The 14848-nt window shown below is 54.1% G+C and carries 12 protein-coding genes; 5 read left to right on the top strand and 7 right to left on the bottom strand.

Annotation, left to right across the window (positions count from 1 at the left end):
- Positions 1-63: 63 nt before the first annotated feature.
- The 5 genes from ACTJJ1_RS05820 to ACTJJ1_RS05800 form a co-directional block, all read right to left on the bottom strand.
- Positions 64-2124 carry a beta-galactosidase gene (locus ACTJJ1_RS05820; protein ID WP_202290493.1) on the bottom strand — a complete coding sequence of 687 codons (2061 nt, stop codon included), beginning with the start codon at positions 2122-2124 and terminating at the stop codon, positions 64-66.
- Between the two features lie 51 nt (positions 2125-2175).
- A complete protein-coding gene (locus ACTJJ1_RS05815; RefSeq protein WP_440832748.1) occupies positions 2176-3381 on the bottom strand; it encodes a glycoside hydrolase family 53 protein in 1206 nt (401 codons plus the stop codon).
- Between the two features lie 4 nt (positions 3382-3385).
- Positions 3386-4237, bottom strand: a complete 852-nt coding sequence (locus ACTJJ1_RS05810) for a sugar ABC transporter permease (protein ID WP_440833605.1) — start codon at positions 4235-4237, stop codon at positions 3386-3388.
- A 4-nt stretch (positions 4238-4241) separates the two neighbouring features.
- Positions 4242-5549, bottom strand: coding sequence for a carbohydrate ABC transporter permease (locus ACTJJ1_RS05805; RefSeq protein ID WP_006325200.1), 1308 nt, complete (start codon positions 5547-5549; stop codon positions 4242-4244).
- A gap of 198 nt (positions 5550-5747) precedes the next feature.
- On the bottom strand, positions 5748-6983 hold the full coding sequence (locus tag ACTJJ1_RS05800; RefSeq protein ID WP_004944358.1) for an extracellular solute-binding protein: 1236 nt from the start codon (positions 6981-6983) through the stop codon (positions 5748-5750).
- 365 nt (positions 6984-7348) lie between these two features.
- Between ACTJJ1_RS05800 and ACTJJ1_RS05795 the strand changes: the two genes are divergently transcribed.
- Positions 7349-8455 carry an ABC transporter ATP-binding protein gene (locus ACTJJ1_RS05795; RefSeq protein WP_004944356.1) on the top strand — a complete coding sequence of 369 codons (1107 nt, stop codon included), beginning with the start codon at positions 7349-7351 and terminating at the stop codon, positions 8453-8455.
- 193 nt (positions 8456-8648) lie between these two features.
- Here the strand turns inward: ACTJJ1_RS05795 and ACTJJ1_RS05790 are convergent, their stop codons facing one another.
- Both ACTJJ1_RS05790 and ACTJJ1_RS05785 read right to left on the bottom strand, forming a co-directional pair.
- Positions 8649-9002, bottom strand: a complete 354-nt coding sequence (locus ACTJJ1_RS05790; protein ID WP_440832745.1) for an MmcQ/YjbR family DNA-binding protein — start codon at positions 9000-9002, stop codon at positions 8649-8651.
- An 80-nt stretch (positions 9003-9082) separates the two neighbouring features.
- Positions 9083-9958, bottom strand: a complete 876-nt coding sequence (locus tag ACTJJ1_RS05785) for a LysR family transcriptional regulator (RefSeq protein ID WP_325986549.1) — start codon at positions 9956-9958, stop codon at positions 9083-9085.
- A gap of 102 nt (positions 9959-10060) precedes the next feature.
- On the opposite strand from ACTJJ1_RS05785, the gene ACTJJ1_RS05780 reads away from it, so the two are divergent.
- The 4 genes from ACTJJ1_RS05780 to ACTJJ1_RS05765 all read left to right on the top strand — a co-directional run bounded on the left by ACTJJ1_RS05780 (position 10061) and on the right by ACTJJ1_RS05765 (position 14844).
- Positions 10061-10996, top strand: a complete 936-nt coding sequence (locus ACTJJ1_RS05780; protein ID WP_440832743.1) for an NADP-dependent oxidoreductase — start codon at positions 10061-10063, stop codon at positions 10994-10996.
- 27 nt (positions 10997-11023) lie between these two features.
- Complete coding sequence (locus ACTJJ1_RS05775) at positions 11024-11893, top strand: NmrA family NAD(P)-binding protein (protein ID WP_440832741.1); 870 nt, start codon at positions 11024-11026, stop codon at positions 11891-11893.
- 733 nt (positions 11894-12626) lie between these two features.
- Complete coding sequence (locus tag ACTJJ1_RS05770; protein ID WP_006325192.1) at positions 12627-13151, top strand: hypothetical protein; 525 nt, start codon at positions 12627-12629, stop codon at positions 13149-13151.
- An 85-nt stretch (positions 13152-13236) separates the two neighbouring features.
- Complete coding sequence (locus ACTJJ1_RS05765; protein WP_440832739.1) at positions 13237-14844, top strand: hypothetical protein; 1608 nt, start codon at positions 13237-13239, stop codon at positions 14842-14844.
- Positions 14845-14848 lie beyond the last annotated feature (4 nt).

Genomic DNA, 14848 nt, shown 5'->3' with positions numbered 1-14848 from the left:
TTCCTCATAAGATACAGACGTAAAAAAACGCCCGTTCGACTGAACGGGCGCAAGGGAAAGAAACTAGGCCAACTTGCGGGTCAATAGGCGGCAGCCCCAGGGGGCCAACGTTATTTCGCCCTGTAGAGCCTTAGCATTCGACATATCGACATACTCCCCCGGCAGTTCCACGGCTTTAGTCTTGTCGCTGTAGTTCTGCACGATAATGAACTCGGATTCACCGTCGGTACGCCGCTGTGCGGTCACGCTCGGCGGCAATGCCGTGTCCAGTGCGCGCGGCAACGCCAGCTGTTGCGCTATCGCCATAAAGAAATCACGCTGGAAAGAAGCATCATTGCGCGAAGCGACATACCACGCCTTGCCGTCGCCAAAGCGGTTGACCGTCAACGCCGGGCGGCCGGCATAGAAATCGCTGCCGTAGACCGCCTGCGCGGTGGCGCCTTCCAGGTTGATCAACTCGCACAGATGGCGCGCCTGATAGCTGCCCTGCAAACCCAGCTCGTTGCCCGGTACGCCGCGAATGCTGTTGGTCTCGTCATCCGTCAGGCTGTCGATCTCTTCCGCCCAGATCCCCAGCAACGGCCGCAGTGGCCCTGGGAACCCGCCCAAATGGCACAGGTCGCTTTCATTGACGATGCCGCTCCAGTAGCTGGCGACAAACTGCCCCCCTTGCCGGACAAAGGCTTCCGCCCGCGCGGCAAAGCCTTCGCGCACCATATACAGCATTGGCGCAATCACCAGCTTGTAGCCGGAAAGATCGCAATCGGCGTTGATGATATCCACCGCGATGCCCTGCTCCCAGAACGGACGATAATGCTCCACCACCGTCTGCTCGTAATGCAGCCCGGCGTTGCGCGGCCCCTGCGCATCGTCCATCGCCCAGCGGCTTTCCCAGTCGAAGATAATCGCCACCTGCGCTTCGACCCGGCTACCGGCGACCGGTGCCATGGCGGCCAGCAAGCGGCCCAGCTCGCTCACTTCCTTGCCGACGCGGGTGTCCAGCCGCCCGGAGTGGTCAATCACCGCGCCGTGGAATTTCTCCACCGAGCCGCGGCTTTTGCGCCACTGGAAGTACTGCACCGAATCCGCACCGTGCGCGACCGCCTGCAGTGAGGAGAGAATATGCATGCCCGGTTTCTTCAGCTTGCTGATCGGCTGCCAGTTGGTGACGCTCGGTGTCGATTCCATCAATACAAAAGGCTTGCCCTGCTTCAGGCTGCGCATCAGGTCGTGGAACATGGCGGTATAGCAGGCCAGGCCGGTTTCGTCCTGCCGGTTATGCCACATCGGGTAGCTGTCCCAGGAGATGAAATCGATGACTTTCGACATCTGCCAGTAATCGTAATCGTAGAAATATTCCATAAAATTGGTGGTGGCCGGCAAGTCCGGATTGGCCGCCTTCAGCGGCGCAATTTCCTGCGCGCAGAAATCGGTGGCCTGAGTGCTGCAAAAACGCCGCCAGTCCAGGTTCAGACCGTGAATCGACACCTCGCCCTGCGGCGCAGGCGATTCAATCTGCGACCAGTCGCTGTAGGTATGGCTCCAGAAATCGCTCCACCAGGCCTCGTTCAATTGCTCCAGCGTCTGATAACGCTGCTGCAGCCACACGCGGAAATCACTCTGACAACGGCTGCAATGGCACTCGCCACTGTATTCGTTGGAAATATGCCAGCCAATCACCGCCGGATGATGCGCATAGCGCTGAGCCAACGCCAGGTTGATCTCATTCACCTTGCGGCGGTACACCGGGGATGACAGGCAATGGTTGTGTCGACCGCCGTGCAACGCCGGTACCCGATTGCGCCCTACGCGCAACACCTCCGGGTATTTCTGCGACAACCACGCCGGGCGCGCGCCGCTTGGCGTAGCCAAAAATACGTGAATGCCCTGCTCATATAACTTATTCAGCACGTCGTCCAACCAGGCGAATTGATATTTCCCCTCTTCAGGCTCCAGCTTCGACCAGCTGAATATCCCCACCGACATAATATTGCAGCTAGCCTGCTTCATCAGTTCTACATCTTTCTCCACCATGCCCGGATAATTAACCCACTGTTCCGGGTTGTAGTCTGCTCCATGCAATAGGCCAGGCACCTTTGCACTCAAAGGAGGAAATTTATTCATCATAATTCCTTAGAAAATAATCACTGAAATTCTTTATTACGGACGACGCAATTAATTAAATGACTTTAATGAAGGCAGCACTTTACCCCGGCAATCAAACAGCGCCTGATTTTCACGCGCGTTGCCATCCTTGCCGGATTCACCGATATATTTCATTCCGGCCGGCGTAGCCCAGCCGGCGCCCGGCACGGCGATCCAGGTCGGTTCCCAATAAAACACGCCTTTGCCACGGTTATCCGGCACGTTAATGATGCTTTGCATCAGATCGCGAATAAAATCGGCTTGCCCCTGAACGGTGCCCGGATATCCCCCATCCTGCGCTTCTTTGGCGGAGAAACTGTTGTCGGTATCGTCGCAATTTTCCAGGCCATAACCGTAAGCGGCCTCTACCACAATCACGTCTTTGTTATACCGCTTGCTGATGTCGTCCATATTGGTTTGCAGCTTTGAGATAGGGCCGTCCCAATAGGTGTACATCGACAACCCTATGACATCGAACGGCACATTGCGCCGGGTTATCTCGTCAAACCACCAGCGGAAAGTGTCATTCTTGGTGCCCTCGGCCAAATGCAGCATGATTTTCACCTGTGAAGGCGAATCGAGGTTTTCCCGCAGCCCGGCGATCGCCGCGTTCAGCAACCCGGCCAGGCGATCAAACTCCCCGCCGCCCTGACCCCAGCTTTTGCCTTCCGGCCACAGAATGCCGCCATTAATCTCGTTGCCGATCTGCACCATATCCGGCAACACGCCTTGCTGCTTGAAGCTGGCGATGGTGTCGCGGGTATAATCATGGATCGCCGCTTTCAGTTGGTCATAGCTCATTTTGTCCCAGGCTTTAGGCTTGAACTGCTTGCCGGGATCGGTCCAGAAGTCGCTGTAATGGAAATCCAGCAGCAGCTTCATGCCCTGCGCCTTGACGCGCTTGGCCAGCGCCAGCGTGGTGGCGAGATTGTTATTGCCGGCGCCATAAGGTTGGCCTGCGCTGTCTTGCGGATCGACCCACAGGCGCAGACGCACATAGTTCACGCCGTTGTGTTTGAGGATGACCAGCGGATCCTGTTGAACGTTGTTCTGGTCGTAGAACTTGCCGCCGTGCTGCTCCACATCCGCCAGGGTAGAAATATCCACGCCCTTGATAAAGCCGGCCGGAACATTGTTCAGCGGTTTGATGATGACGCTGTCCGCCGCAAACGCCGTGGCGGACAGCAGCCCGGCCGCCAGACACAGGCTTAATAAAGCCGGTTTGAATGTTTTCATCGCATTATCCTTTTGTGCTGCCAGAGGTCAGGCCGGAAACAAAGTACTTTTGCAGGGCCAGGTATAAGATGGCGACCGGCAGCGCGATCAACACCGCTCCCGCCGCGTAGGTGGTGTAGCTGGCGCCCATCTTTTGCGACACCAGGTTATACAGGCCGATGGGCAGCGTATATTGGTCCGGGGTACGCAAAATGGTGCTGGAGAGGATGAAATCCCCCAGCGGGCCGGTAAACGAGAACAGCGCAACCACGGCGATAATCGGCTTGGAAAGCGGCATGATGATTTCGATAAAAATCCGGAAGTTGCCGGCGCCGTCCATCCGGGCGGACTCGTCCAGATCCTTCGGAATCGCATCCAGATAGCCCTTCATCAGATAGGTGTTCATCGGGCTCATCCCCGCCACGTAGATCAACACCAGCGCCATATGGCTGTTGATCAGCCCCAGCAACTGCGACAGCACAAAAATCGCAATCAGCGCCGAGAACTGCGGGATCATCTGCAACAGCAGGAACAACATCAGGCCGTTCTGCCGCCCCTTGAAACGAAAGCGTGAAAATGAATAGGCGGTAAAACTGACGCTGATCAGCGTCAGCACCATGGTCAGGAAGCTGATTTTCATCGAGTTCCAATACCAGGTCAGGTAATTGACCTTGCCGTTGAACAAGTCGGCATAGTGCTGAAACGACAGGTTCTCCGGGATGATCGAACTGCTCAACAGGCTGTTGCCGGCATTGAGCGACGCGCCGACGGTCCACACCAGCGGGTAAATGATGATGGCGGACACCAGAATAATCACCAGCCAGGACAGCGATAAACGCACCCACTTCTCTTTCTTGATGCTCTTTGACATTGCTATCCCCTTAGGCCGCGTCGTCGTTCTTGAACGAATTGGTGGCGCGGAACTGCCACAGCGCGATGCCCACCACGAAAATCGACAACAAAATGGTGATGGTGGCGGCGATGGCGTACTGCGAAGACGACATCGTCAGCTTGTAGATCCAGGACACCAGAATATCCGTGCCCCCTGCGTTGGAGCCTGCCACCGCCGGGCCGCCGTTATTGAACAGGTAGATGATATTGAAATTGTTAAAATTGAAGGTGTATTGCGTGATGATGATCGGCGCAATCGAGTAAAGCACCAGCGGCAACGTGATGGTGCGCAGCTTGGTCCAGGTGCTCGCCCCGTCCATAGTCGCGGCTTCGTACAGATCATCCGGGATCGCCTGCAGCACGCCGGTGGTCATGGCGAACACAAACGGGAAGCCCAGCCAGGTCTGCATCATGATCAACGCAGTTTTGGTCCAGAACGGATCGGTCATCCAGGCTTTCGGCGCGATGCCGAAAAACGCCAGAATGGCATTGTTGATCACCCCGAACGAGTCGTTGAACATCCCGGCGAACACCAGAATGGTGACAAAGCCCGGCACCGCCCAAGGCAAAATGAAAATGGTGCGGATCAGCGGTTTGAAACGTAAATCCTTCTGATTGACCAGGATCGCCAACATCACCCCTACCGTGCATTGCAGCGTGGTGGCCAACAGCGTCCAGACCACGGTCCATTGCAGCACGTCAAAGAAGGTGGAACGCCAGATCGACAGCGTGAAGATATTGATAAAGTTCTTGAACCCGACCCAGTCAACCAGCTTGGCCGGCGGCGTGTGATACAGGTTGTAATTGGTAAAGGCGATAGAGAAGCCAAACAAAATGGGGAAGATCACCACGAACACCAACAGGATAAACCCCGGCGTGATCATCAGATAAGGAAAGCCTTCGCTCAGCAGCATCTGGTATTGCTTGCGCACGCTGTTCAGCGCCATGCCGGCATCGCGCTTTCTGCCATTCACCCAGGCGTCGCGTATCGACAGGCCGTAAATCGCCAGGCCAAAGCCAATCACCAGTACGCTGAGGATCCCTTCCGCCAACAGGAAAATGGAGTTATCGCGTGGCACCTCACTGCCGAGCGTATACAGCCCCCACAGCCCTTCGGTGAGGAACTGCCAGGTCACCCCGACAAAGCTGGTGAGCAGCACCAGAAAGATCAGCCCTTTCGCCCATTGGCGATGATAGAACTGACCAAACCCGGGGATCAGCGCCAATATCAGCGCCCCCACGGAATGGCTGTATCGGCCTCGGTCGGCGGACAACTTTTCACTTGGAGTGACAATCACACACTGCTCCTTCTTGAAAACGAGAGGAGACCTCCCGTTGCAGACTGCTGGCAAAGCCCGTTATTAGGGAGAGCGTGCCGTTGGGGTCGTAGCGGCTTGCCCGCCGGAGTGCCCTTCGGTGCGCTAGGCCCGGGTATCTCGGGTTCAAAGACAACTTTGTCATCAAACTCAAACGGGAGGAGACCTCCCGTTGCTCGGTTACTGGTTGCTGGCCTGCATCGCTTCGATTTGCATTTTGATTTGTTTGACGGCATCGTCCAGCGCCGTTTTTGGTGGCTGTTTGCCGGTCATGCTCAGCTCCAGCGCCGCGTTGGCCGGCCCCCAGACTTCCTGCATTTCAGGAATGCCCGGCATGGCGGTCGCATGGCTGGCCTGAATGGCTACCGCACTGGCTCTCTCGTCGTTCTTGATGAGCGGATCGTCAATCATCGCCACCAACGGAGGGATCTCTTTGGTCACCTGATAGCGCGTTTTCACGTAGGCCGGCTGATTGATAAACTCGATGAACTTCTGCGCCAACGCCTTATCTTTGCTCCAGGTGGAGACCACGTAGCCTTTCACGCCCAGGAAAGAGTTCATCGGTTTGCCGTTCGGCAAGGTTGGCAGTGGCGCTACGCCATAGTTGATGCCCGCGTCGGCATAAGGCTGGAAGGCCCACGGGCCGTTGATCACCGCTGCGGCTTTCTTCTCGGTGAACAGGGAATCGATAGCGTTCAACCCGCCATCGCCGATAATGCCCGCCGGGAACAGGCCATCGGCATAGAATTTTTTCAGGTAACTGACGGCTTCAACCGCACCGGGGGTGTTCAGGCCGATATCCAGCGGGTTCAGCCCTCCCTTGCCGTCGTTGCCAAAGATATAACCGCCCATGCCGGCGATCGCGCCGCGGCTGTAATAAATCTGGTCAAACTTGGCCAACAGACCGTATTTGCCCGCCGCACGCTGCTGTTTGGAGAAGTCGTAATAGGCATCCAGATTAGCCAGCGGCTGCGGCAGCAAATCCTTGTTGTAAATCAGCACCAGCGTTTCTACCGCTTTCGGCACGCCGTACAGCGTTTGATTCATGGTGAACGCGCCGATGGACGGCTTGGTGAACGCGTCGGCTGCGGCCTGATCCAGCTTTATCGGCGATAACAAGCCTTGCACCACCGCCGCACCCACCTGATCGTTAGGGATCACCAGCACATCGGGGCCGATACCGGCCGGGCCGTCCAGCCGCAGCTTTTCAATCTGCTGCGCAAACGGCATTTCCAGCACGTTAACCTTCACGCCGTTCTGTTTTTCGAAATCGGCGATGGCTCCCTTGATGCCGTCGGACTTCTTGATGTCTTCCCAGACGGTAAGCTGTTGGCCTGCCGCTGCGAGGGCGAAACCGGAATATTGACTGGCCGCCAATGTGGCCAGTACCAGAGCAGTGATTGTTTTGGTTTTCATTACCCACCTCATGTGAAGGTATTACATTTTTGTTTTATCACTTTGGGATTAGATACTTCAAGCCAGGCGCAATGTTCAGTATTACAACGCTTAATGCGCTAACCGGGTCATTGTCTCGGCTTGTTATACGCTACGCTTAGAACCGCGCCAACTCTATACAATTATCGCCATTGTGTGATCGTTATTGCAGAAATGAAAACCGGTGATATGGCTTGAAATCCAGCGCAGTTATAGTCTTTTCAAGACTTTCTGGCTGTTACGACGATGAGAAAATATTTGTTATACGTATTACATAAAAACGATGACAACGGCCAGAAGACGCCCTGACAGGCTTTGCCTATTGATAACTTCCGAGGATCAACAAGATGTCCAGCATAAGACTGAGGAATGTCACCAAGCGTTTTGGTAAAACGGTGACGTTGCACAATATCAACCTTGAGATTAAAGGCGGTGAGTTTGCCGTGTTCGTGGGGCCTTCAGGCTGCGGTAAATCTACGCTGTTGCGCATGATTGCCGGGCTGGAGGAGATCAGCGACGGGGATATCCTGATTGGCGAAGAACGGGTCAACGATGTGGCACCCGCTCACCGGGGCGTAGCCATGGTGTTTCAGTCCTATGCGCTCTACCCGCACATGACCGTCGCCGAAAACATGGGTTATGGATTAAAGGTGAACGGAACGCCGAAAGAAGAGATCCGCCATCAGATTGAGATGGTGGCAAAAACCCTGCAGCTGACCCATCTGCTGGACAGAAAACCCAAACAGCTTTCCGGCGGCCAGCGCCAACGTACCGCTATCGGGCGTGCCATCGTGCGCAATCCCAAAGTATTCATGTTTGATGAACCGCTTTCCAACCTGGATGCCGAGCTGCGGGTCGACATGCGCTTGCATATCGCCAAGCTGCACCAGGAGCTGAAAACCACCATGGTGTATGTTACCCACGATCAGGTTGAGGCGATGACGCTGGCCGACAAGATTGTGGTCATGAATTACGGCAAGGTGGAACAGATGGGCGCGCCGATGGCGCTGTATTACAACCCGATCAACAAATTTGTCGCCGGGTTTATCGGCTCGCCGAAGATGAACTTTTTGCCGGCCACCGTGGTGAGCTGGACGCCAGAGCTACTGACCGTCTCCATAGGCGCAGACAAAACCCTGGCTCTCGCCCTCTCCACCCTGCAGATCTCTCCCGGCGAGCCGGTGACGCTGGGTATTCGTCCCGAGCACCTGACAACCCACTCAGATTCACCGTTACGCCTGGATTTCCACTGCGAAGTGGTAGAACGGCTCGGCAACAACACCTATCTGTTCGGCCAATGCCACGGCCACGACGGTTTTAAAATGCTGTTGCCCGGCGATGCGAATTTCCGGCCCTATCAAAAATTGCAACCGGGATTCCAGGCACAGCAATGCCTGGTGTTTGATGCCGACGGCGCGCGCATCAGCGCCGATATCGTCATTCCGCAATCCTGAGACGTCGCCACACCCGATAAGAAATCCTGTCGGTCATGCGCTGTGAGAGCGAGAGAGACCCGCGATCACAGCGCGCCAAGCCCGGTTATGCCGAGCCCATGCCACGCTATCGAGCCCGCCCTGTCGCGACGCAGCCGTTCAGCCGCCGCGATGTCTGCGATAGCACGCGCATCTTGTTTTTTGAATGATGTTGTCAGGATGTCAGATCATGGCTGTCGGCAAGCAGTTCATGTATTTCCTTTGGCGTTAGCGGCCCGGAAAGAAGCACGCTGACCCAGTGCTCTTTGTTCATATGGTAAGCGGGCAAAATGCCCTCTTTTTTACGCAACGAGCCGATGTACTCCGGCCTGACTTTCACTTCGAGGACGTCTAACACATCCTCCGTCTTCAGACCCAGCTTTGTACCCGGTATATTCATCACGAGACCGAACCATTTGGCTCCGTCATGATGGCGAAGTACGGCATAACCCGGCAGCTTGCTCCAGAGATATTCCGGCTCAGATTTAAAATGTTCCCGGGCATAACTGAATAATGTCTCTCTCTTCATCGTAATTCCCTTTTTATCCAGAGGGTCAAAACGTTAGATACTTGTCTTTATTATCCGCGATACGTATCGGTATTGTAACGTCACCCCGTCAGAACCAACGACATGTCCGGGTATCTGGCGCACAGGAAATCGACGAAGGCGCGAACCTTTGGCGCAGCAAGTCGCCTGGAGGTATGCAATACCCAAAGTGTTCGCTCTGCACCCGATATGGTGCCCCACTGAACCAAATCGCCACGGGCAAGCTGGTTCCATGCAATGGACTGCGGAATGAGGGCGGCGCCACCGCCGGCAATAGCCGCATCCCGAACCATCAGCAACGAAGAGAAGCGCAGCTTTGGGATCGGCTCCAGGACCAGTTGCCCGCCATCGAGACTCCAGTGGGTAAGCTGGAAATTCGAGGTTACGATGCTGGGAACGGGTCTAATTGCGCCGGGTGCCGGCTTGAGTATTCCAGGCGCGGCCACGACAACCAGCCTGTCTTTGGCGAAACACCGCCCGACCAAATTGCTGTCTGGACTGGGGTTGATCCGAATGGCGACGTCAAATTGTTCCTCGACGAGATCCACCATGCGATCTTCCGCCACGATCTCAATCTCGATTTCCGGGTAGGCCGCACAAAATTCGGCGCCAATGCGCCCCATCGAAAGCTGGGAAAACAGAACGGGTGCCGCTACGCGCAAACGTCCGCGAGGCGTCGAAACACCGTCACCGACCGCCGTCATGGCTTCGGTTACCTCACTCAGCAGGCCTTCGGTTCGGGACATCAGCATCTCGCCGGCTTCGGTCAGCTTCAAACCGCGAGCGCTACGCTCGATCAGCCTCACACCCAATTGATCCTCAAGATCGGCGATCCGTCGCGATAGCGTGGCTTTGGAAATGCCGCTCGCACGGCTTGCCTTCCCCAGCCCTTCATTCGTTGCGACAAGTATAAAATCAGACAGCGCGTTCAGGTTCATGGCGTTCCATTTTTGAAACAAGGTGTCTAGGTTTTATGATCTTCGTTTTTTAATTGCAACGGAATACTGTTTCGCTATCAAAACCTGATACGAGGAACAGCAATGAACAACATACAACGCGCTGTACTGATCCGTCACTACGGCGGGGCCGATGCCACAGAAGTGGCCGAGATCGAAAAACCGGCACCGGGACAAGGCCAGGTTCTGGTTCGGGTTCAGGCCGCTGGCGTAAACGGTATTGACTGGAAAGTCCGTGAAGGCCAGGTACGAAATGCCTTTCCGCTTTCCTTCCCCATTATCCTGGGCGCCGAGATGGCGGGGATCGTCGAGGCTGTCGGGCCCGATGCCTCTCGCTTTCGCGTCGGCGACCGCGTCATGGGCGCAATGGCAGGACTGGGCGCGTACGCCGAGTTCGTGGCGATCGATGAAACCAGCCTCTCCCCGACACCCGAGAGTCTGGACGATGTCCATGCCGCCGCCATCCCCGTGGCCGCCGTCGCGGCCTGGAACAGCTTACACCACGCGGGACCGCTCTCTCCGGGCCAGCGAATCCTTATTCATGGCGCGGCCGGTGGGCTGGGTGCCTACGCAGTGCAGTTTGCCAAACGGGCGGGTGCCGAGGTCTTCGCGACTGCGGGCACGGCCGATCTGGACTTTGTGCGCAGCCTCGGCGCCGATTGTGTCATCGACTACCACTCTCAACGTTTCGAAGACGTCGCCCAGGACATAAACCTGGTGCTCGACTACGTCGGGGGGGAAGTGCTGGACCGTTCCTGGCAGGTACTGGCGCAGGACGGCGTTGTGATCGGCACGTCGTCGCCGGACATTCTGACCCGCACGCCGGAAAACCGCCGGGGCCTCTGGTTTATGAATAAGCCCGATCCCGAATTGCTGGAAAAACTGGCCATAGACGTCGCCGACGGCATCCTTCAGTCCAGAATTGGCGGCGTAGTGGGCTTTGCAGATATTCCCGAAGCAATAGAACGCAATCGTACTGTTTCACGGACCGGCAAGGTCGTTGTGGACTTCTCTCGTTAACCCTATACCTCTGCAGGAGTTTCAAACATGAGCATTCTCGTTACCGGTGCCACCGGCACCATTGGTTCACTCATCACTCAGGGCCTGACTGACGCAGGCGCCGAGGTCAAAGCCCTTGTCCGCCAGGCAGGTAAGCGTGCGTTCCCGGCTGGCGTCACGGAAGTCGTTGCAGACCTCACCGAGGTCGCCTCGATGCGCGCCGCGCTGTCCTCGGTGCGTACGCTGTTTCTGATTAATGCAGTTACGCCCGACGAGGTTACGCAAGCCCTGATCGCGCTGAACCTCGCTCGCGAAGCGGGCATCGAGCGCATCGTTTACCTGTCGGTGATTCATGCCGACCAGTTTACTGACGTCCCGCACTTTACCGGCAAGCACACGGTTGAACGCATGATCGAAAGTCACGACATTCCCGCAACCATTTTGCGCCCGGCTTACTTCATGCAAAACGACCACAGGGTTCAACAGACGATTGAGAACTACGCGGTATACCCTATGCCAATCGGCTCGGCAGGCGTCTCAATGATTGATGCGCGAGATATCGCGGATGTCGCCGTGGCTGAGTTGCTGCGACGCGACAGAGCATCGTCTGCGCAGGAACGCGTAACGTTGGAGTTGATTGGGCCGCAACCGCTTACCGGTACGTCCGTGGCGAAAATATGGAGTTCTGCCCTGGGGCGGGAGATCCTATACGGAGGGGATGACGTCGCGGCTTTCGAAGACCAACTCACTTCATACAGTCCCAGCTGGCTGGCTTATGACATGCGTCTGATGATGGCAGGCATCCAGGCGTTCGGCATGCAAGCCGCTGAAGGCACCGTAGAACAGCTTCAGACTATCATCGGGCACCCGCTGCGCACTTATGAAGACTTCGTTCGCGAGTCTGTTGCCGGGGTTTAACAACCGGACAAAGGGGCGGGTTTACTGCCGGGCGGTGCGCCGCCCCTTCATCGAACCTGCCTCGTGTGGCTTTTTCACCTTCAGGGGAACACTGCGGAGAGAACCCAACGCAGCCCTTGACGCACACCCCGAGCAGAACGCTCACATATGTTTCCTCCGGATTAAGTCCGAAGCAACATTCTCCCCAGCCTCTCTGCTGGAAATTTAACCTGTTCGAATCGAGATCTGGCTCGCTTCGCGAGTTTTGGCCGTTCGAAAGGATCTGAATGCTCATTGCACCTGCATATAATTATCCTGGAATAAATATGACTGTTGATCTATTTTTATCGCTATTTCTTCTGTTAACCCTCCTTTGCATAAATGCCATTAATAAATAAATTCCCAAGCAATAGATTAATTGCATTGCTAACAATTACAGTTAATGACAAGCCACTTACCCCTTTCAAAAAAAGCCGTTTTCCAATGCGTTGATTTCATACGTCTAACGCTTGCATTTAACAAAAACGGAACAATCACATCCTCTTTTTTTGATTATTTAAAAGATTTTTCATCTGTTTTTTTAACGTGGTGATTTGTTTGGTTATCTCGATAGCCACAAAAAAATACTTCATTTATTTTTATGTGTCAGTTGATTTTTTAGTCGCCATTGCTATTGTTGAAGGTGAGTAAATCACCGCTCCCGACCAGCAAATATATTCTATTTTTATACTCACAAGCGTATAAGGATTTGACTATGCCCATTAAAAAATACGTCATTCTTGACAGTAATCCAAAAGCTGTCGGGAATAACGACTTTATTCTGTTAGGTTTGAAAGCCACCGGTTTCGCCAGAGGTTGCCCCATGTTATTTGGGGGAACCGCAGATGCAAAAGACGGCCCGGTTGACGGCAAGAACTTTGCCTTAAACGTGATAAAAAGAGAAACCTGGGAAGAAACCCTAAAGAATATTGAAGTCAATCAGGTTGTTCGTTATCAGGCTTATCCCAATGATATCAGCGTTTATACCAGCAACGATTTTATCTTCACCGGCCAGGTCACCCTTGGCGGTGAGTTCGCATGGATACGCAAGGTGAGCAAAGGGAAATTAAAAGCCTACTTTCAAAATAAACCTTCCGCCACCAAAGACATGTTTGCTCAAGAACTTTTCAGTATGACCGCGGACCCCAATATCGATCCGACCGAGGGTGAATTTGAAGCCTATCTTGGTTCCGACAGTTTGAGCGCAATTTATTCCTATTGCAAAGCAACCTGTAAATAAATCCGCAACCCTATTTGTCGCCAATTATTTTATCCGTCGACACTTTCGCACGACAGTGCCAGAATTTTATTGGGTGCCTGATATTATGATTACGCAAAATTATACGCCATATGAAAAGAGTATTGTTCAAGCGGTTATCAACCAGTATAGCAATACCGGCATATTTATTATTGAACCAGGCAATCCATTATTGGTCGATTTTTACGATATCCAACTAAGACTTGCGGGGGTCACTCCGGGTGCTTCGCCGCAATTCTCCCAAGTCTGGCAACAATCGAAACAGAGTAAACGCACCGCAGGCCGGCTGAGCGAGGCCGGCAACGGCTACGCCCAACCGGTCTACAGCATAGTGCGGTTAGACTCCATCGACGGCAGAAGCTATCGCGCAGATGCCATTGGCTCCTTGCCGGTTTCTGCCAGCAATGTGACGCAGACCCTCGGGTTGTTTGACGCCGAGGCGACCAATGTTGGCCAGGTGACATCCAACAAGGCCTACGTTTACACCGCAGATTGCGCAATCACTGCGAATGGCGATTATCCGCAAAGCCAGCTCACCGGTGATTTTCCGGTCACGGTCATTTATACCTTCGCGCAGACTATTGACCAAAATACCTTTTATGGCGCGGAAATTATTACTACGCAAAGTTACCCTAAAAGTATTTACAATGATTCACCGCGCAGTCTCTATAACCAGGACGCCATAAAGATTTGTTTAACCCGTGATGCGCCAGACTGCGACTATCGTTATACCTATGATGGCGACGGTACCGTCAGGGTGCCGATTAAAGGCGCCATCACCTATAACGGAAAAATAGACCTTAATGCCGGCCAGCCGGTAAACGCAAAGAATGTTATTTATCTGATACGCACCCGTGCCGGCGGCGATCCCGTAACGCCTTATGACGATTTAAATATTTTTAACTCGCCCAACACCCAAATTAATGGCGATACCCTCTCCTGGGATCTTAATTGGTTAAAGTTCAAGCAGGTTGATTTTGAATCTGGCGAATGGGTTTATTATGTATTCAGAGTCAATCTGAACGTCGAGGGCAGAAACATCGTTGCATTTATTACCAATGCCCCCAAAAACCTTGAACCGGACCAACGCTTTTTAAATACCGCACCGTTAAAGCCCATGTGCATCGTTTATGGCTGCCTGGGTGAGAATACAAAAATCCTGATGCAGGATGGCAACGAGAAGTTCATTACCGACATTAGCGCCGGCGAATATATACGAACGCGTAATGGCCACGCACTCAGGATTGATGCCATTACCGCCGGTCATGAACGCCATTATGTTGAAATCACTCTGAGAGACAACGGCAATAAAATAAAAAATATCACCGCCAGCCTTGGGCACCCTTTTATCACATCGGCAGGCATTGTCATGGCGCGAGAACTCAATCACGCCAGCCGGGTTATTACGCTGGATGGAGAGGCTGAAATTGTCAGCCTGGTGCAAAAAGAAGGTGACATTAAGGTTTATAACCTGCAATTACCGATAGATACGCCGGTAGACAGTATGCCTTACGACAATAATACGTTCTATGCCAATGGCATATTGGTCGGCGATAATCTGATGCAAAGGGTTTGTGAAGATGAATATCATCGGCGACCGGTCAATATCCTGAGCAAACTGCCTCAAGAATGGCATCAAGATTACCAAAACCATCTCAATCTGGCGGGTAAGTAATATC

It is taken from the genome of Serratia sp. 22264 (genome assembly GCF_052045345.1).
Taxonomy (GTDB): Bacteria; Pseudomonadota; Gammaproteobacteria; order Enterobacterales; family Enterobacteriaceae; genus Serratia; species Serratia plymuthica.
The sequence above is the reverse complement of the archived record's forward strand: the minus strand, read 5'-3'. Positions and strand labels throughout refer to the sequence as shown.